This window comes from Pedobacter glucosidilyticus (assembly GCF_002483235.1).
GTDB classification, from domain to species: Bacteria; Bacteroidota; Bacteroidia; order Sphingobacteriales; family Sphingobacteriaceae; genus Pseudopedobacter; species Pseudopedobacter glucosidilyticum_B.
This window is the reverse complement of the sequence record NZ_DLHN01000009.1, coordinates 89,374-107,509: the sequence shown is the minus strand read 5'-3', so window position 1 is coordinate 107,509 and position 18,136 is coordinate 89,374. Positions and strand designations below refer to the sequence as shown.

17 protein-coding genes are annotated in these 18,136 nt (G+C 34.5%); 8 read left to right on the top strand and 9 right to left on the bottom strand.

All coding sequences use genetic code 11. The features are described from left to right. Positions 1-35: 35 nt before the first annotated feature. The 4 genes from leuC (at position 36) to leuB (ending at position 5,061) form a co-directional block, all read left to right on the top strand. Positions 36-1,445, top strand: a complete 1,410-nt coding sequence (leuC, locus tag B2745_RS02150; RefSeq protein ID WP_304063080.1) for a 3-isopropylmalate dehydratase large subunit — start codon at positions 36-38, stop codon at positions 1,443-1,445. A 146-nt stretch (positions 1,446-1,591) separates the two neighbouring features. After that, positions 1,592-2,188 (top strand): 3-isopropylmalate dehydratase small subunit, encoded by a 597-nt coding sequence (gene leuD / locus B2745_RS02145; RefSeq protein WP_149074828.1) that lies wholly within the window; start codon positions 1,592-1,594, stop codon positions 2,186-2,188. A gap of 204 nt (positions 2,189-2,392) precedes the next feature. Further along, positions 2,393-3,910, top strand: coding sequence for an alpha-isopropylmalate synthase regulatory domain-containing protein (locus tag B2745_RS02140; protein ID WP_304063077.1), 1,518 nt, complete (start codon positions 2,393-2,395; stop codon positions 3,908-3,910). 92 nt (positions 3,911-4,002) lie between these two features. Continuing rightward, positions 4,003-5,061 carry a 3-isopropylmalate dehydrogenase gene (gene leuB, locus B2745_RS02135; RefSeq protein WP_304063074.1) on the top strand — a complete coding sequence of 353 codons (1,059 nt, stop codon included), beginning with the start codon at positions 4,003-4,005 and terminating at the stop codon, positions 5,059-5,061. 341 nt (positions 5,062-5,402) lie between these two features. On the opposite strand, the gene B2745_RS02130 is transcribed toward leuB, so the two are convergent. From B2745_RS02130 to B2745_RS02115, 4 genes are all read right to left on the bottom strand, one after another. Beyond that, positions 5,403-6,314, bottom strand: coding sequence for a bestrophin family protein (locus B2745_RS02130; RefSeq protein ID WP_304063072.1), 912 nt, complete (start codon positions 6,312-6,314; stop codon positions 5,403-5,405). Between the two features lie 15 nt (positions 6,315-6,329). Beyond that, complete coding sequence (locus B2745_RS02125; protein ID WP_304063069.1) at positions 6,330-7,160, bottom strand: universal stress protein; 831 nt, start codon at positions 7,158-7,160, stop codon at positions 6,330-6,332. A 215-nt stretch (positions 7,161-7,375) separates the two neighbouring features. Next, positions 7,376-8,737 carry a sensor histidine kinase gene (locus tag B2745_RS02120; protein WP_304063066.1) on the bottom strand — a complete coding sequence of 454 codons (1,362 nt, stop codon included), beginning with the start codon at positions 8,735-8,737 and terminating at the stop codon, positions 7,376-7,378. Beyond that, positions 8,727-9,416 (bottom strand): response regulator transcription factor, encoded by a 690-nt coding sequence (locus B2745_RS02115; protein WP_304063063.1) that lies wholly within the window; start codon positions 9,414-9,416, stop codon positions 8,727-8,729. Before B2745_RS02115 ends, B2745_RS02120 begins: the two co-directional genes overlap by 11 nt. Before the next feature lie 193 nt (positions 9,417-9,609). Between B2745_RS02115 and purN the strand changes: the two genes are divergently transcribed. After that, positions 9,610-10,191 carry a phosphoribosylglycinamide formyltransferase gene (purN, locus tag B2745_RS02110; RefSeq protein WP_304063061.1) on the top strand — a complete coding sequence of 194 codons (582 nt, stop codon included), beginning with the start codon at positions 9,610-9,612 and terminating at the stop codon, positions 10,189-10,191. On the opposite strand, the gene B2745_RS02105 is transcribed toward purN, so the two are convergent. Together B2745_RS02105 and B2745_RS02100 are read right to left on the bottom strand one after the other, a co-directional pair. Further along, on the bottom strand, positions 10,188-12,050 hold the full coding sequence (locus B2745_RS02105; protein ID WP_304063058.1) for a monovalent cation:proton antiporter-2 (CPA2) family protein: 1,863 nt from the start codon (positions 12,048-12,050) through the stop codon (positions 10,188-10,190). The two genes, purN and B2745_RS02105, sit on opposite strands and share 4 nt — an antisense overlap. 2 nt (positions 12,051-12,052) lie before the next feature. Beyond that, a complete protein-coding gene (locus B2745_RS02100) occupies positions 12,053-12,655 on the bottom strand; it encodes an NAD(P)H-dependent oxidoreductase (protein ID WP_304063057.1) in 603 nt (200 codons plus the stop codon). 524 nt (positions 12,656-13,179) lie between these two features. On the opposite strand from B2745_RS02100, the gene B2745_RS02095 reads away from it, so the two are divergent. The 3 genes from B2745_RS02095 (at position 13,180) to katG (ending at position 16,781) form a co-directional block, all read left to right on the top strand. Continuing rightward, positions 13,180-13,560 carry a GreA/GreB family elongation factor gene (locus B2745_RS02095; RefSeq protein WP_304063054.1) on the top strand — a complete coding sequence of 127 codons (381 nt, stop codon included), beginning with the start codon at positions 13,180-13,182 and terminating at the stop codon, positions 13,558-13,560. Positions 13,561-13,614: 54 nt separating this feature from the next. Beyond that, complete coding sequence (locus tag B2745_RS02090) at positions 13,615-14,388, top strand: hypothetical protein (RefSeq protein ID WP_304063052.1); 774 nt, start codon at positions 13,615-13,617, stop codon at positions 14,386-14,388. A 149-nt stretch (positions 14,389-14,537) separates the two neighbouring features. Next, entirely contained in the window at positions 14,538-16,781 is a 2,244-nt protein-coding gene (gene katG / locus B2745_RS02085) for a catalase/peroxidase HPI (RefSeq protein ID WP_304063050.1), read from the top strand. A gap of 76 nt (positions 16,782-16,857) precedes the next feature. Here katG and B2745_RS02080 read toward each other — a convergent pair whose 3' ends face one another. The 3 genes from B2745_RS02080 to B2745_RS02070 are packed head-to-tail and all read right to left on the bottom strand — an operon-like array spanning position 16,858 to position 18,068. Continuing rightward, positions 16,858-17,142 (bottom strand): hypothetical protein, encoded by a 285-nt coding sequence (locus tag B2745_RS02080; protein WP_304063049.1) that lies wholly within the window; start codon positions 17,140-17,142, stop codon positions 16,858-16,860. Positions 17,143-17,169: 27 nt separating this feature from the next. Then, on the bottom strand, positions 17,170-17,460 hold the full coding sequence (locus B2745_RS02075) for a winged helix-turn-helix domain-containing protein (protein ID WP_304063046.1): 291 nt from the start codon (positions 17,458-17,460) through the stop codon (positions 17,170-17,172). Further along, the gene (locus tag B2745_RS02070) at positions 17,460-18,068 is read right to left on the bottom strand and encodes a hypothetical protein (protein ID WP_304063043.1); all 609 of its coding nucleotides are present in this window, start codon (positions 18,066-18,068) and stop codon (positions 17,460-17,462) included. The genes B2745_RS02075 and B2745_RS02070 overlap by 1 nt, the downstream gene beginning before the upstream one ends. Between the last annotated feature and the right edge of the window lie 68 nt (positions 18,069-18,136).

Sequence of the window (18,136 nt, the reverse complement as noted above, 5' to 3'; positions counted from 1 at the left end):
CCTTAAGATTAGAAAACAAATAAAATTATAATAAGATGAGCAAGACATTGTTTGACAAAGTGTGGGATAAACATGTGGTTCGCAAGATAGAAGGCGGTCCAGATGTTCTATTTATCGATCGTCATTTAATCCATGAAGTTACCAGCCCGGTAGCTTTCTTAGGATTAAAAACCAGAGGTATTAAAGTTTTATATCCTGAGCGTACTTTTGCTACGGCAGATCATAACACGCCTACTATTAACCAACATTTACCAGTTGCAGATCCATTATCAGCAAACCAGCTAAAAGCTTTAGAGGCTAACTCTAAAGAATATGGTATTTCTCACTGGGGTTTAGGTCATCAAAAAAATGGTATCGTTCACGTAGTTGGGCCAGAGTATGGTATTACCCAACCAGGTGCAACTATAGTTTGTGGAGATTCGCATACCTCTACTCATGGTGCTTTTGGTGCTATCGCTTTTGGTATAGGTACATCTGAAGTAGAAATGGTACTTTCTACGCAATGTATCATGCAACCAAAACCAAAGAAAATGAGAATCACCATCAATGGTACTTTAAGCAGAGGTGTTACGCCTAAAGACGTTGCTTTATTCATCATTTCTAAATTAACTACTTCTGGCGCAACAGGTTATTTTGTAGAATACGCTGGTGAGGTTTTCGAAAAAATGAGTATGGAAGGTCGTATGACGGTGTGTAACCTAAGTATAGAAATGGGTGCTCGTGGTGGTATGATAGCTCCAGACGAAACTACTTTCAATTATATCCAAGGTCGTGAGTTTACACCAAAAGGTGAAGCTTGGGACAAAGCAATGGAATATTGGAAAACTCTTAAAACAGATGCTGATGCAGTGTTTGATAAAGAGTTAGTTTACAACGCTTCTGAAATTGAACCGATGATTACTTATGGTACCAACCCAGGTATGGGTATTGGTATTTCTAACCAAATCCCTGATGCTGAACAAGTAGAAGGTGGTGTAGAAACTTATGAGAAATCTTTAAACTATATGGGTTTCAATGAAGGCGATTCTATGATAGGTAAACCTGTTGATTATGTTTTCGTAGGAAGCTGTACCAATGGTAGAATAGAAGATTTCAGAGCTTTTGCATCTGTTGTTAAAGGAAGACAAAAAGCAGAAAATGTAACCGTATGGTTAGTACCAGGTTCTCATATTGTTGAGTCTCAAATAAAAGAAGAAGGTATTTTAGATATTTTAACTGAGGCTGGATTTACGCTACGTCAACCAGGTTGTTCTGCTTGTTTAGCAATGAATGATGATAAAATTCCTGCAGGTAAATATGCAGTAAGTACATCAAACAGAAACTTTGAAGGCCGTCAAGGACCAGGTTCAAGAACCATGCTAGCAAGCCCATTAGTTGCGGCAGCAGCAGCGGTTACAGGTAAAGTAACAGATCCGAGAGAATTAATGGAAGAACTAGTTGGTTAGATGGTTAGGTTGTTAGTTGGTTTGTCCAATTAAATCTAATAACCTAAAAACTAACAGTAATATATCATTTAGGAATAGTTTCAAAATTTGTTATCAGTCTTTAAAGACTAACAAACCAACAAACTAACAACTAAAAAACTAAAAAAATGGCATACGATAAATTTAACATATTAAAAAGCAGTGCAGTTCCACTTTCTATAGAGAATGTTGATACTGACCAAATTATACCAGCTCGTTTCTTAAAAGCTACAGAACGTGTAGGCTTTGGCGATAACCTTTTCAGAGATTGGAGATACAACCCAGATAATACTCCTAAACCAGATTTCGTCTTAAATAACCCAACTTATAGCGGTAAAATCTTAGTAGGTGGTAAAAACTTTGGTTCGGGTTCATCAAGAGAGCATGCTGCTTGGGCTGTTTACGATTATGGCTTTAGAGCTGTAGTTTCTAGCTTCTTTGCAGATATTTTTAAAAATAACTGCTTAAATATTGGTGTTTTGCCAGTGCAGGTAAGTCCAGAGTTTTTAGATAAAATCTTTAAAGCTATTGCGGCAGATCCAAAAACAGCATTAGAAATTAATCTTCCGGCACAAACCATTACTTTAACATCAACCGGAGAACAAGAAAGCTTTGATATTAGCTCGTACAAAAAAGAAAATATGATGAATGGTTTTGATGATATTGATTATCTACAAAACATAAAATCAGAAATTCAGGAATTTGCCACGCATCTTCCATTATAAAAACACACTGTTTTTGATAAACTTGTTTAAAACAAAGCTGTCTAAAAAATCATATTTGTCACATTGAGCGGAGTCGAAATGTTCTCTGATATACACAGAAAGGCTTCGCCTCCGCTCAGCCTGACACAAAGTGGTAATTTGAGACAGCCTCGTTTTCTAAAATAGATTTATAGAAATAACAATCATCAACAAAAAAACATTTACATGGTAAACAGGAAAATAGAAATAATGGATACTACACTCCGCGATGGTGAACAAACCTCAGGAGTTTCATTTTCCGCCTCTGAAAAGCTTACGATTGCCCAGCTATTACTGGAGGAACTTCATGTAGACAGAGTTGAAATTGCTTCTGCCCGTGTATCAGATGGCGAGTTTCAAGCTGTAAAAGCTATTATGGATTGGGCAAGCCAAAACGGATATACCAATCGTATAGAAGTACTTTCTTTTGTTGATAACGGTGTATCAATCAATTGGATGTTAAATGCAGGTGTAAAAGTTCAAAATTTGCTAACTAAAGGCTCTTTAAATCATTTAACACATCAACTTAAAAAAACCGCCCAACAACATTTTGATGAAATTGCAGCAGTTATAACTTTAGCAACTCAACATCAGATAGAAACCAATGTTTATTTAGAAGATTGGAGTAATGGCATGCGTAATTCTAAAGACTATGTTTTTCAGTTTTTAGATTTCCTTAGCCAGCAATCTATCAAAAGAGTACTTCTACCAGATACTTTAGGTGTGTTAACTCCTTCAGAAACGTATGGTTACATTACCGAGCTAAAATCAAAATATCCAAGCATTCATTTTGATTTTCATGCTCATAATGATTACGATTTAAGTACCGCCAATGTTTTAGAAGCCGTAAAAGCAGGTATAGATGGTTTACATTTAACTGTAAATGGTATGGGCGAAAGAGCCGGAAATGCACCTATGGCAAGTGCCGTTGCTGTTATTAACGATTTTCTGCCAGAGGTAAAAATCTCTTTAAAAGAGTCTTCCATTTTTAAAGTAAGTAAACTGGTAGAAACATTTTCGGGCATCAGAATACCAGCAAATAAGCCTATTGTAGGAGATAATGTGTTTACCCAAACAGCCGGTATCCATGCTGATGGCGACAATAAAAACAACCTTTATTTTAATGATTTATTACCAGAAAGATTTGGCAGGAAACGTACTTATGCTTTAGGCAAAACATCTGGCAAAGCCAATATTGAGAAAAATCTTCAGGAATTAGGTTTAAAACTTAATGATGAAGATTTAAAAAAGGTTACCCAACGCGTTATAGAACTTGGAGATAAAAAGGAAACCGTTACCAAAGAAGACCTTCCTTATATCATTTCTGATGTTTTGGATAGTAAACTTTATGAAGAAAAAGTTACCGTACAATCTTACGTTTTAACACATGCTAAAGGTTTACGCCCCTCTGCAACTATAGCAGTTTCTATTGAAGGAGAACATTTTGAAGAAAATGCACAAGGTGATGGACAGTTTGATGCTTTTATGAATGCCTTAAATAAGGTTTATGCTAAAAAGAAAAGACAATTACCAAAACTAGTAGATTATGCCGTAAGAATCGCCCCAGGAAGTGATTCTGATGCACTTTGCGAAGCCATTATTACATGGGAAACCGATAAAAAAAGCTTTAAAACACGTGGTTTAGACTCAGACCAAACTGTATGTGCCATTAAAGCGACACAAAAAATGTTAAATATAATTTAAGTAGCAAGAAAAAAGTACTAAGTAAAAAGACTTTGTAAAAGGTAAGCATCTTTATACTTTATACTTTATACTCAATACTAATTACTCAAAATATGAAATTAAATATCGCCCTTTTAGCGGGAGACGGAATTGGGCCTGAGGTTGTAGACCAGGCTGTTAAAGTAGTAAATGCTGTTGCTACCAAGTTTAACCACGAAATCAATTGGACATCTGCTTTAACAGGTGCTTGCGCTATTGATGATTGTGGAGAGCCTTATCCAGATAGTACACACGAAGTTTGTATGGCTGCTGATGCTGTTTTATTTGGTGCTATTGGTCATCCAAAATACGATAATGATCCTAAAGCTACCGTTCGCCCTGAGCAAGGTTTATTAAAAATGCGTCAGAAATTAGGCTTATTTGCAAACGTTCGTCCTACTTTTACTTTCCCTTCTTTAATAGATAACTCTCCGTTAAAAAGAGAACGTATAGAAGGTACAGATTTAATCATCTTACGCGAGTTAACTGGCGGAATTTACTTTGGAGAAAGAGGCAGAAAAGACAATGGCAATACCGCTTTTGATACTTGTACATACACTAGAGCAGAAATTCAGCGTTTAGCAAAATTAGGCTTTGAAATAGCCATGACACGTAGCAAAAAATTATGCTGTGTAGATAAAGCAAACGTTCTAGAAAGCTCTCGCTTATGGAGAGAAACCGTACAGGATATGGAAAAAGATTATCCAGAAGTAACCGTTAGTTACGAGTTTGTTGATGCCGTAGCTATGCGCTTAGTACAGTGGCCAAACTCTTACGATGTTTTAATTACCGAAAACCTTTTTGGTGATATTTTAACTGATGAGGCCTCTGTAATTTCAGGTTCTATGGGTTTAATGCCATCGGCATCTAAAGGCTTACATACTTCATTGTACGAGCCTATCCACGGTTCTTACCCACAAGCAGCAGGAAAAGACATTGCAAACCCATTGGCAACAGTTTTATCTGCCGCTATGATGTTTGAAGACGCTTTTGGTTTACATGCAGAAGCAGCCGCTATCAGAGATGTTGTTAATAAATCTTTAGCAGAAGGCATCGTTACAGAAGATTTAGCCGGAAGCAACAAAGCTTACAAAACCAGCGAAGTTGGCGATTGGTTAGCTAAAAACGTTTAAAAAATCTACAGAAAGCAGCTCCAAAAATTGGGGCTGTTTTTTTTGAAAAGCAGTTGCGTTATTATTTTGTACCGCTAGTCCCGTTTTCCACTATATCCCTCCACTCCCGATGGTCGTTCCGGGGATGCCGCTTCAACCGGGTTTAGGTTGCAAGGGCAGTGCTTGTTAAATAACGATACAATCATCGGCTTTCGATTTTATCGAATTTCTTGAAATCTAAAAATCATCCCCAAAACCTATACCCTATCTTACATATCCATAAAACTAAAAAAAACAAAAAGCTACCCCTTTCGAGATAGCTTACAAATAAAAAAAGAAGTATTATTTTAATTTCGATAAGACTACAAAATATAAAAATCTTTAGATTCTGTTTTATAAGTGGGTATCTCCCGCTCGCTCAACATTTGCCATAAATTACGTTCTATGGTTTTAGAAATACTTGTTACAGGCGTGTCCGTAGGCTTATTCTCAAATGGATCTTGTAAATGAACAGCCATTTTTTCTATCAAAAAGAAAGTAGCAGCTAGTGCAATAGTTACAGGTATTTGGTAAATCCCAAAAAAATCCATCAATGAAAATGGTAACTGCAGTACAAAAAAATAAATAGAAAAATGGATATACATCCCATAAGTGGTAGGAAAAACAGTTTTTTTGATACGTTCGCATTTTCCCATGGCATCGCATAATTTAGTTAAGGTGTTATCTATTTCCACTTGCTGATAGCTATTTATCCATCCCCGTTCTAGTGCATATTTTAAATCTCTAGCGTGTAGTTGTAAAATAGCATTTGGTTTATGGTCATGATGATTGATAAAAACCATATCTCGTTTACTTAAATATTTGTGTAAACCTGCGTCGGGGTCCTTATCTCTTAAACTTTGGCCTAAACAATAACACCATGCCATTTGTCTTTTTATCCAACGTTCTTGAAAAAGATTAATTTCTACAGAATAATCCGGATCCTTAAAAAAAGAAAGTAATTGTCTGGCAAGTGTTCTTGAGTCATTAACGATAGCTCCCCAAATAATACGAGCTTCCCACCAACGGTCATAAGCTTGGTTAGACCTAAAACCCAATAATAAAGAAATTACTGTCCCAACAATCATAGGTACGGCTATAGGTAAAGAAAATTTCTGAATATGGTAATTACTACTTAAAATACTAATGATACAAGCATAAAAAGCAACAAATAAAATCTCAAATTTAATTTTTCCGAATATATAAGTAATGGGCACTTTACTTTTTAACAACATAATAACCTCCTTTTTTTAAGCTAACGTAAATAATGGAATTCTTGCTTGTTTAAGTGTTTGGTTTAGGATATGTTGGTTGATAAAATATCTGTTTAAAAATGTCTTCTTTTTTAAAAGAAAAATCATATCAACTTCAAAATCTTCTGTAAACTGCATTACCGACTCTTCATAATTTTCTCCCTGCAACATGTGTATAGAAAACTTATAAGTACCAAAAAGCTTCCCTTTATCTACTTCGTTTTTAAACTGAGCTATTAAGGTTGCAACCTTAGTTATAGGCATAGCGGCTATCAATCTTATTTCTGTTTGGGCTTGTACCAACAATTGGTCAAGCATATTTTTTAGAATGGCTACACAGTTAACATTCTCTTCTAAAATAAAACTGATGGTTTTAGGCGTATCGGCTAGTGGAACTTCCGGAACATACACTACTGGATAAGCACTCTCGTCTAATAATTTTAATAGTTTTTGCTCATCACTATTGGCGGCACTTTTAAAAGCTGTTTTACAATGTAAAATCAAATCTATTTCTTTGTTACTGATGATTTGTGCTAAAATAGAAGTAGATAACCCATATTGATGCTCTATTTTGATGCTTGATATACGAAGTGGAAATAATAAAGTAAGCCTTTGTACAGCCTCATGAAATTCTGATGGAATATGTTCATTTTCATCAGTTTTTCTTGATAACATCAATAAATCTGAAATAGAATCTGGTAAAGGTAAAACATGCAGTAATGTAATATTAAAGGCATAACCTTTGAATTGGTGTAAAGCATATTGCACCACACTTAATGAGCCTACGGTTAAATTGGTTGGAACTAAAATATTCTTGATTGCTTTCATAATCATTATCCTTTTTTATAAATATCTGTTACAACACTTAAAACAGATTTAAACAGGAATTATAAAATGATTAAACAAATTAGAAACTCATTAAATTTTAAAGCGGTTTTATAAATAGAAATGGTTTAAACAAGCTAAAAAGCAAGTTTCAAAGCCATTTTTAATATTAGAAGATTTTAATCTGAGGAAGACAAACCTCCTAAACACTGCTTAGCTTAAGACTTTTTATGGAAGTATACATACACATCTGTTCCTTTACTTTCTACAGATTGTATGTCTAAAATAGCTTGGTGCACTTTAAAAATTCGATAAGAAAGTGGCAGCCCTAAGCCAAAGCCCATTCTATCACCATGATTAGACGCTCTGAAGAAAAGCTCGAAAATATGTTCTAAATCTTTTTGCGGAATACCAATACCTTGGTCTGATACACGTACACAAATCTTATCTTTTAAAGTGGATAATTTAACTAAAACAGGCTTATTATCAGAATATTTACAAGCATTCTGGATGATGTTATTGATAGCCAATCTTAGCAAAGGCTCTGTACCAAAAAGCGCTAAATCAGAAGCTTGTTCTGGCAGTTCAGAAAAATCAAGTTGTACGCGGTTATCAGGGTTGGTAACATTTAAATCATCAATAATAGATAGCAATAATTCATCTAACCTAATAACATCGTTTAACTGCTTTTTATAATTATAACCAGACTGCGCTAATTTTAATAAGCCATTGATGATGTCATTTAACCTTGAGGCTTGTTTATAAATCAGCTCTAAGGCTTCTTTATTCTCTCCTTGCGGATTCATAAGCGCCAATTCTGCTGCACCTAAAATTGCGGTTAACGGAGTTCTTAATTCATGCGAAGCATTGCTTACAAAGTTATTCTGAATTTGGAAAGCTGTTTCTAACCTATCTAGCATATTGTTAAAAGTAATAGCTAACTCTTCCATTTCTCCTTTTGCTTTTTTTGATGGATCTAAACGTAAGTCAAGATTATAGGCACTAATGTTATTCACTTTCCTTATCATTTTAGAAAGAGGCTTGGTAAAACGTGTTGCAAACCAATTTCCAATGATAAAGGCCAATAAACTCATCACTAAAAAGCAAAACAATAAAATAAATTTTAGTCTTTGCAAATCTTGTTTACCAACTGGGTCTGTAGCACTTATGGCTACTATATAAGTTTCTTCTGGGCTATTTTTATAAAGGGTAGCTACAAAATAAGTTCCATACTGTGTATACTCGGCGTAATTACTTTGTATAACTTTCCTAATCAGTACGGATGGAAGATTTTCTTTAGCATGAAGAATAGGCTTTCCACCTTCTACTTTAATAATGTATTCCTTCTCATCTGGTAAAACCTGTAAATGCTGTTTTCTTACTTCCCGATAAATGGTATTGCTTAATTTACTTGCTCCAAACCTTGATTTTGCAGCTACTTCTGAGCGTAGTTTTAATCGAGTAAAATATTCTTGACGTGTATATTTCTCTGTTAAGAAATACATCATCAAACCAATCATCAGAAAAATTAATGCTGTTAAACCAGTAAAAGCCAGGGTTATTTGTCGCTTAAAACGCATACTCATCATTAAAAATATAACCCATACCTACCTTAGTGTGGATGAGCTTCTGAGTGGCGTTTTTATCAATTTTTTTCCTTAGGTAATTTACATAAACATCTACTACATTGGTTCCTAAATCATAAGTAACATCCCAAACATTTTCTAAAATATCTATTCTGGATAATACCCTTTTCTTGTTTTTGATGAAATATTCTAAAAGCCTATACTCTGTAGCAGTTAAATTTATAGCTTCCCCATTTCTAAAAACACTTCTGGCTTCCGGGTCAAATTCTAAATCAGCAATTTTGATAACAGCATTTTCTTGAGGTAAAACAGCTTTCTTTCTTCTTAGCAAAGCTTTTATACGAGCCAAAAGCTCTACCAATTTAAAAGGTTTTGCCAGGTAATCATCTGCACCCACATCTAAACCGGTAACCACGTTTTCTGTTGAATCTAGGGCACTCAACATTAAAATAGGTACAGGATATTCCTCACTCCTTAGTTTTTTGCAAACTTCAATACCATTTTTTTCTGGTAACATAATATCAAGCAAGACTAAATCAAAATGATGCTCGCGACACATTTTTAAAGCCATATTGCCATCCATAGCGACACTAACCGTATAATATTCTTGCTCAAGTGCCTTTTTTATCACTTTAAGAACATCAAATTCATCTTCAACAATTAATATATTCATTGATAATTTTTTAGCACTTAAAAGACAAGTTCCCTAATTAACATTAAAATGAAATTAGAAAACTTGTTAACCACAAATAATTTACAATCAACAAACATTTTTTATTTGTGTTTACCTATAAATTTTAAGTTTCTTCATAATGATTTCTAAAAAACGTTCAAACTTTTATCTTTGATACAAAAATTAAAAAGTTTTGAAGAAACGCATAGCTATTTTCGCCTCTGGTTCGGGTTCTAACGCCCAAAAAATCATGGAGTATTTCAAAAAAAGTAATGATGCAGAAGTTGCTATTGTTTTAACCAATAACCCCGATGCTTACGTTCTACAAAGAGCTGATAATTTTGAAATTCCGTCTCATATTTTTGATAAAAAAGAATTTAGAGATACCGATGATGTAGTCCAATTACTCAAAAATCTACAAATTGATTTAATTGTACTTGCTGGTTTTTTATGGTTAGTTCCAGAAAATTTATTAAAAGCATTTCCAAATAAAATCATCAATATACATCCTTCATTATTGCCAAAATATGGTGGCAAAGGCATGTATGGAGATAAAGTACATCTTGCTGTTTTAGCAAATAAAGAGCTTGAATCTGGTATCACTATACATTTTGTAAACGAACATTTTGATGATGGTGAAGTTATCCATCAATCAAGATTTAAGATTGAAGCTGGAGATGATTTAGAAATGATAAAATTTAAAGGGCAGCAGTTAGAACATCTACACTTTCCTAAAGTTATTGAAGGTCTTATTAAGAAGATGAAAACAATTTAAGATTTAGCGTCTATCCTTAGCTTTTCGCTATCCCAGCCGCTATCTCTTTCTAAAATGCCTTCGTCTTTAATATCTCTTAAAATCAGTTCTTCAAGTTCTGTTATCTTTTCTTTAGCAACGCTGATATAAGACTTACTATCATGCCTATGCTTAATTAAATCTGAAAGCACACGCTCATCATGCTTCAAAAAAGTGCGGGCAGCCCTATGTGTTTGGTAAGCCCTAAAACCAATCATTTGTAAAGCATCTGCGCCTAAACGTAAAGAAGAATCAAGCGTTTCGCGATAAATATAATCAACACCAGATTCCATCAAATCAAAAGAATCATTACGGTCATAGGCTCTGGACAATATCTTAAGATGCGGAAAATTCTTTTTCACCATAGCTACCATTTCTAAACATTGTTGTGGTGTATCCATCGCAATGATGATAATTTTAGCAGTTTCAGCACCGGCAGCCTTCATTAAATCAAACCTCGAAGCATCGCCATAATAAACCTTATAACCAAATCTTCTTAATAATTCTACCCTATCAGAATCGTTATCTAATACCGTTGCAGATACTCCGTTTGCTCTTAAAAAACGTCCAACAATATTACCATACCTACCAAAACCAGCAATAATTACAGGGTTTTTATCATGAATTTCATCGGCTGTTCTGCTAGATTTTTCTTTGGTAAAATATCTAGGTAAGATTAACCTTTCATTTGCAACAAAAAATAAAGGTGTTAATGCCATACTTAAAGCTACAATGGCAATTAATAAATCTATATCCTCTGCATTTATAAGTGCATACTGGCCTGCAAAAGAGAAAAGTACAAAAGCAAACTCGCCCATTTGTGCTAATGAAACGGCAAACAACATATTCTGATCGCCTTTTAACCCAAAAGATTTTCCTAAAACATATAAAATAACACCTTTTAGGAACATCAAACCTAATACTAGAGCAATTACAATTAGAAAATTATCTCTTACCAAACCAAAATCTATGGTAGACCCCACAGAAATGAAAAACAAGCCTAGCAATAAGCCTTTAAAAGGATCAATATCACTCTCTAATTCATGCTTAAACTCGCTATTTGCTAATACCACACCAGCTAAAAAAGTACCTAAAGCAGGGCTTAAACCTACTACAATCATTAATTCTGCAATTAAAAACACCAATAAAAGTGCTGTAGCCATAAATAATTCTCTTTGGCGGGTTTTGGCAACCCACCTAAAAACAGGACTTACAATATACCTACCTGCCACAATAATGATGGCAATAGCACCTAATACAATCAAAGTTTGTTGCCAGCCAGAAAAACTACTGATTAAGCTTGTACTTTCTTGATGAATAACTTCTGTAGCTAATATTGGGAAAATAGCTAATAAAGGAATAACGGCTATATCCTGAGATAACAATACTGCAAATGACGAATTACCTGCCGAAGTTTTAAGCAAACCTTTCTCGCTAAGCGTTTGCATAACTATAGCTGTTGATGATAAAGAAAGTGTTGCCCCGATAGCTAAAGCCGCTTGCCAGCTTTGCCCCAAAAAATATGCTGCAAAACTAATGGCAATAGTGGTACAAAACACCTGCATACCACCCAAACCAATTACCAATCTTCGCATACGCCATAGTAAGTTAGGTTCAAGCTCTAAACCGATAACAAAAAGCATCATAACCACACCAAATTCTGATACATGCATGATGTCTTTGCCTTCCTCGCCAACAAAACCCAACACAAAAGGACCAATTACAACTCCAGCTAACAGATAGCCTAAAACAGTCCCTAAACCTAGCCTTTTTGCAATGTTAACACCAATAACTGCCGAGGCTAGATATACAATTGCCTGAAATAGAAAAGATTTTTCCATAACTAGAGCTGGTAAGGTTTATCAATCACATTGTTCATATATGTTGCGCTTACTAAATCATCTTCCTGAAATAAACCATCCCTTAAGCCAATAATCACTTGCTGATAGTCTTGGGCAAATTGTTGTATTTGCAACTCAGAAAGCCTATGTGTACCATGCACAACAAAAGGCGGATAATAAGTCATTTTACATAAAAAAGCAGTTTGGTCTAAAGGGTACAAAAGCTCTGTAATGGTGTAACGATTATGACCTTCTTTCTGATAAGCTTCAAAAGTACCTCCTGTAGTTATAGCATTAAATAACTTTTTATTTCTCAGTTGGATGCCTTCTTTACCATAAGCCCAACCATATTCTAATACCAAATCTAACCATTGCTTTAAAAGTGGAGGCATGCTATACCAATAAAAAGGATGTTGTAGCACAATAATATCATGCTTGGCTAATATTTTTTGTTCCCTTTTAACATCTATATCAAAATCTGGGTAAAGCTCATATAAATCATGAAAAGTAACTTGTTTTAACCCTTTTACAGATTTAACCAAAAAACGGTTCACCCTAGATTTCTCGTATACCGGATGTGCGAATACAATAAGTACTGAAGCCATGATGGAAAATTAATAAAAATTGCTGATTGTTATCTAATTCTTTATATTTGTTAAAAAACAATGATTTTAAGTTGATCATGATTTATCTTCTACAAAACATTTCATTAGCATATACCAATGCACCTATGTTTTTAGGCGATGGCTTATCGTGTACATCTTTTACGTCGTTTTATTCTTCTAAAGACTTTATCATCTAAGCCCCACATCAAAAAACTTAAGGGGCTACCTTAAACTGTTTTTTTACTAATTCTTATGTTTATGATGATTAATCTTTGTTCAGAAATTACTTTTTTTAAAAAAATTACATCCTTACCAAGTAAGAGAAATTTATTTCTATTTAACTTCTTCTTACTTTCTTCAAATAAAGCCTTTATTTCTTAGGCCCCATAATTTTTTATGGGGCGGTATAAATTATTAAATAGTTTATATGGTTTTTATAATGATAACTTATTAGTGCTATATGCTTAGTATAGGCAGCTATTATATTATTAAAACCTTACTGGATTACATAAAAAAATAAAGACATGACAAAAGAAAAATTAATATTAGGTTTAAAAGAACATCAATTATTAGAGAAACACTATAAAACTTCTGTGCTTTCTGATTATAATAAGCAAAAATTAATGGAAGAACTTAAACATGCAACCATCATTAAAACAGGTAGCCTTCCAGAAAACGTTATTGGCTTGTATACACATGTAACTATAGAAGATATGGTGAGCAAGAAAACATTTTCTTTCCAAATTGTACCTTTAGAAGAAGCCAATATGAAAGCGCATAAAATCTCGGTATTTAGCCCTATGGCGATAGCTGTTTTAGGCTATCAGGAAGGTTCGCAAGTAAGCTGGGAAATGCCCGGTGGACTGCAAAATTACCTTATTAAAAAGGTAAGTAAACTTAATTAATTAATTGGTTGAATAGTTATTTTGTGACTTCTCAAAACCAATTTTAATTAAACGATGAAAACAAAAATTTTAAAATCAAGCTTATTTTTATTTACATGCGTGTTTTGCTTAACTCAAGCATCATTCGCCCAAGTAAAGTTTAAAGGTGTTAAATGGAATAAAATACAAAATCCTGATTTAGTATTACAATTGCAAAACGCTCAAAAAATGGACAGATTTGATTGGGATACATTAAAAGCTAATCAAGACATTGCAGCAAATCTTTGTAAATATACTTATAAGAATAAAACTAATGATTATACAGATGCTATCCACAGATTTACCATCGGGGCAGATCCAAAAGCCAGAAGATCTGAAATGAAAATACAGATGAATGGCAAATATAAGGAAGATGGTATTTATCAATTTGAAGGCGAAGTAAGATTTATAGACGGGATACTTAGCTCTCATCATATCTGCCAAGTGTGGCAAAACATGAAACAATCTGGCTTTAAAGTGTTAATTTTTAACACTAAGAAAGATGATAAAGGAACACTAGTAGTACCCCCAAGCGTGGATAGAGTAGGTACGTTTACACCTCTAACAAACGTTTTTGCCGATTATAATGATAAGACTAATAAATGGCTTAAAGTAAATGTTGTTCATTTTAGAAAGGAAAATAAAGTGTATATCTACCTTGGAGATCAGAGCAAATTATATAATGAATATGTTCATGGACCAGCAGACGGCGACTATTATTTCAAATTTGGCGCTTACGGTAAGCTAGAAAACGATAAAGAAGCCACTGTAGAATGGCGAAATATTAAAATGTTCGAAGGTTTTAATTAAATCAAAAGGTTTTAGTAAATTACTAAAACCTTTTTTATGTCTTATAGATTTTTGCAATATTAATATCATAAATATAGATGAAAATTATCCTGCCATTAAGCCTAATTTAGAGTTTAGAAAATTATAAATTATACATAAATATTATTGTAATGGAAGAAAAAAAAGATTTAAAAACAACCTTAGCAGATGTTAATGAGGGTGGTGCAGCAAAATGCCCTTTCTCTAGTGGAGCCATAAGAAAAAGTGCAGGTGGTGGTACCAGAAACAACGACTGGTGGCCTAACCAATTAAAGTTAAATATTCTTCGTCAGCACTCTACCCTGTCTGACCCAATGGATAAAGATTTTAATTATGCCGAAGAATTTAAATCTTTAGATCTTAACGCTGTTAAACAGGATATATATGAGTTGATGACTACGTCGCAAGATTGGTGGCCGGCAGATTATGGTCATTACGGCCCGTTTTTTATTCGTATGGCATGGCATAGTGCCGGTACTTATCGTATTGCTGACGGAAGAGGCGGTGCAGGAGCAGGAACACAACGTTTTGCACCACTAAATAGCTGGCCAGATAATGCTAACCTTGATAAAGCCAGATTATTACTTTGGCCAATCAAACAAAAATATGGCAAGAAACTTTCTTGGGCAGATTTAATGATTTTAGCAGGAAACTGCGCATTAGAATCTATGGGTTTCAAAACTTTTGGTTTTGGTGGCGGCCGTGATGATGTATGGGAACCAGAAGAAGATATTTATTGGGGTTCTGAGGCCGAGTGGTTAGGTGATAAACGTTATACTGGTGACCGTCATTTAGAAAATCCACTAGCTGCCGTACAAATGGGTTTAATTTATGTAAATCCTGAAGGTCCTAATGGCAATCCAGATCCATTAGCTTCTGCTCGTGATATACGCGAAACATTTGCCCGAATGGCGATGAATGATGAAGAAACAGTAGCCTTGATAGCTGGCGGACATACCTTTGGTAAAACACATGGAGCTGCTGACCCTAGCAAATATGTAGGTAAAGAACCTGCCGGAGCTGGTATAGAAGAGCAAAGCCAAGGATGGAAAAATACTTACGGCACTGGAAAAGGTGGAGACACCATTACCAGTGGTTTAGAAGGTGCTTGGACCACTACACCTACACAATGGAGCAATAACTATTTTGAAAACCTTTTTGGTTTTGAGTGGGAATTAACAAAAAGCCCTGCCGGAGCGCACCAATGGAAACCTAAAAATGGGGCTGGCGAAGGTACTGTGCCAGATGCGCATGACCCAGCCAAAAAACATGCTCCTTTTATGTTAACTACAGATTTGGCTTTACGTATAGACCCAGCCTACGAAAAAATATCAAGACGTTTTTATGAAAACCCTGATGAATTTGCAGATGCTTTTGCAAGAGCTTGGTTTAAATTAACTCACCGTGATATGGGACCAAAATCTCGGTATTTAGGTCCAGAAGTACCTGCCGAAGAATTAATTTGGCAAGATCCAGTTCCGGCTGTTACTCATAAATTAATTGATAGTCAGGATATTGCTTCCCTAAAAGCTAACATATTAGCATCAGGACTAAGCACTTCTGAATTGGTTTCTACAGCCTGGGCTTCTGCTTCTACTTTCAGAGGTTCTGATAAACGTGGTGGAGCTAATGGCGCTCGTATCCGCTTAACGCCTCAAAAATATTGGGAGGTAAACAATCCTTCACAATTAGCTAAAGTATTAGATAAACTAGAGCAAATACAAAGAGACTTTAACGCAGCACAAACTGATGGAAAATTAGTTTCTCTGGCTGACTTAATTGTACTTGGAGGATGTGCGGCTGTTGAACAAGCTGCTAAAAATGCTGGTTTCAACGTTGAAGTCCCATTTACTCCGGGTCGTACAGATGCTTCGCAAGAACAAACAGATGTTGATTCATTTGCAGTATTAGAACCCCATGCTGATGGTTTCCGTAACTACTTGAAAACTCATCATACGGCTTCGCCAGAAGAATTATTGGTAGATAAAGCACAACTTTTAACACTTACTGTACCAGAAATGACAGCTTTAGTTGGAGGTTTACGCGTATTAAATGCAAACTTTGATGGTTCTAAACATGGAGTATTTACCAACCGTACTGAAGTATTATCTAATGATTTCTTTGTAAATCTTTTAGACTTTGGTACAACATGGCAAGCCATAACAGATGCTAAAAATGTTTTTGAAGGTAAAGACCGTAAAACTGGTGAAGTAAAATGGACTGGTACAAGAGTAGACTTAATATTTGGTTCTAACTCTGAATTAAGAGCTATTGCCGAAGTTTATGGATGCGCAGATGGACAGGAAAAATTTGTTAAAGACTTTATTGCCGCATGGAATAAAGTAATGAATCTTGACCGTTTTGATTTAGCTTAATTTCAGCCAATCAGTATATATGTTTAGGTGGTTTAGATTTTCTAAACCACCTTTTTTATAATTATAGCTGATAAACTTAACTCCCTGCAAAAGGAGACCCAAATATACCTACTGCTAATTCTGCCCAAATCAGGAAAAAAACTAGCAGAATGCCACCTAGAACAATTAATCTTTTAGAATTTGTTTTTATTTTCCTAGTAGCCAGTTCTATTAATAAACCTGTTCCTATTAGTAATACTCCCATAATTACAAAGTCAGACAAAGACCAATCTACCTCTGAAGTAAATTGCATAGCGATGAATGGGATAAGCAATATTGCCCCCACTACCCCTAAAATAATGATTAAGCTTTTCGTTTTCATAATCTTAAAATTTATTTTTTGTTGATATTATCTAAGAAGTTGCTCTATTGCTTTTATATGTTTGATAAATGCTTCTTTACCTTTTTCTGTTGCCAAGTAGTTGGTATTGGGTTTCCGGTCTACAAACGCTTTCTCATAGCTTATATAACCACATTTCTCTAAAGATTTTAAATGGCTAGCTAAATTACCATCAGTAACATCCAAAAGCTCTTTTAGGGAAGTATAATCTATATAATCGTTTACAACCAAGGCAGACATAATCCCCAACCGAATTCTGTTTTCAAATGCTTTGTCTAAATCTTTTAAGACTTCCTTCACTATGTATATTTCTTTTGGACAATTAAACCATAAATAACTTGGATAACTCCAAAACCTAAAGCCCATAGCAAAAGGCTATATGCTATAAATTGTATAGCTATTAATCCTAGAACAATCTCCAATAAGCCCAAGTTTCTGAGCTCTGGCAAAGTGTATTTACTTGCGTTGATAAGCGCTAAGCCATAAAAAATAAGTGTTAATGCTGGCAAAAACCCTATAAATCCTTTAAATAAAAGCAATAAGCAAAGTAAGCCACCAGTAACTAAAGGAATAGATAAATTAACCAACAATCTTTTACTTTGCTGATCCCAAATTTTTTGCTTTTCCTTTATGACTTTTTGCTTGGTGAAGAAAATAGCCGAGCCAATAGATAGCACCAGTGTTACCACAGCAATAAGTAATAAATACAATAAGTTGGTAGCATTTATACTTACAGGTTGTTCTATTAACCAGTTCTGTTTTTGGAAAATGATAAAATAAGCTGTAACACCAGCCAATGCTATTAAACCAGTAGAAACACCAGACCAGCCACTTAAAGAAATAAACCGTGTTGAGCGGTTCATGATTTCCTTAATTTCTTTGATATCTTCTAGATATTTTTCTTTCATTTAAAAGTACTTTGAAATACAAAGTAAAATATAAATATTTATATCTGCAATAATTTATCGCTTATTTT

Coding starts and splice junctions, on each gene's coding strand:
- B2745_RS02100 (WP_304063057.1), bottom strand. CDS start 12,655: ATGGCTTCAGTACTTATTGTATTCGCACATCCGGTATACGAGAAATCT.
- katG (WP_304063050.1), top strand. CDS start 14,538: ATGGAAGAAAAAAAAGATTTAAAAACAACCTTAGCAGATGTTAATGAG.
- B2745_RS02140 (WP_304063077.1), top strand. CDS start 2,393: ATGGTAAACAGGAAAATAGAAATAATGGATACTACACTCCGCGATGGT.
- B2745_RS02090 (WP_304063052.1), top strand. CDS start 13,615: ATGAAAACAAAAATTTTAAAATCAAGCTTATTTTTATTTACATGCGTG.
- B2745_RS02095 (WP_304063054.1), top strand. CDS start 13,180: ATGACAAAAGAAAAATTAATATTAGGTTTAAAAGAACATCAATTATTA.
- B2745_RS02105 (WP_304063058.1), bottom strand. CDS start 12,050: ATGGAAAAATCTTTTCTATTTCAGGCAATTGTATATCTAGCCTCGGCA.
- leuB (WP_304063074.1), top strand. CDS start 4,003: ATGAAATTAAATATCGCCCTTTTAGCGGGAGACGGAATTGGGCCTGAG.
- B2745_RS02115 (WP_304063063.1), bottom strand. CDS start 9,416: ATGAATATATTAATTGTTGAAGATGAATTTGATGTTCTTAAAGTGATA.
- B2745_RS02080 (WP_304063049.1), bottom strand. CDS start 17,142: ATGAAAACGAAAAGCTTAATCATTATTTTAGGGGTAGTGGGGGCAATA.
- B2745_RS02070 (WP_304063043.1), bottom strand. CDS start 18,068: ATGAAAGAAAAATATCTAGAAGATATCAAAGAAATTAAGGAAATCATG.
- leuD (WP_149074828.1), top strand. CDS start 1,592: ATGGCATACGATAAATTTAACATATTAAAAAGCAGTGCAGTTCCACTT.
- leuC (WP_304063080.1), top strand. CDS start 36: ATGAGCAAGACATTGTTTGACAAAGTGTGGGATAAACATGTGGTTCGC.
- B2745_RS02120 (WP_304063066.1), bottom strand. CDS start 8,737: ATGCGTTTTAAGCGACAAATAACCCTGGCTTTTACTGGTTTAACAGCA.
- B2745_RS02130 (WP_304063072.1), bottom strand. CDS start 6,314: ATGTTGTTAAAAAGTAAAGTGCCCATTACTTATATATTCGGAAAAATT.
- B2745_RS02125 (WP_304063069.1), bottom strand. CDS start 7,160: ATGAAAGCAATCAAGAATATTTTAGTTCCAACCAATTTAACCGTAGGC.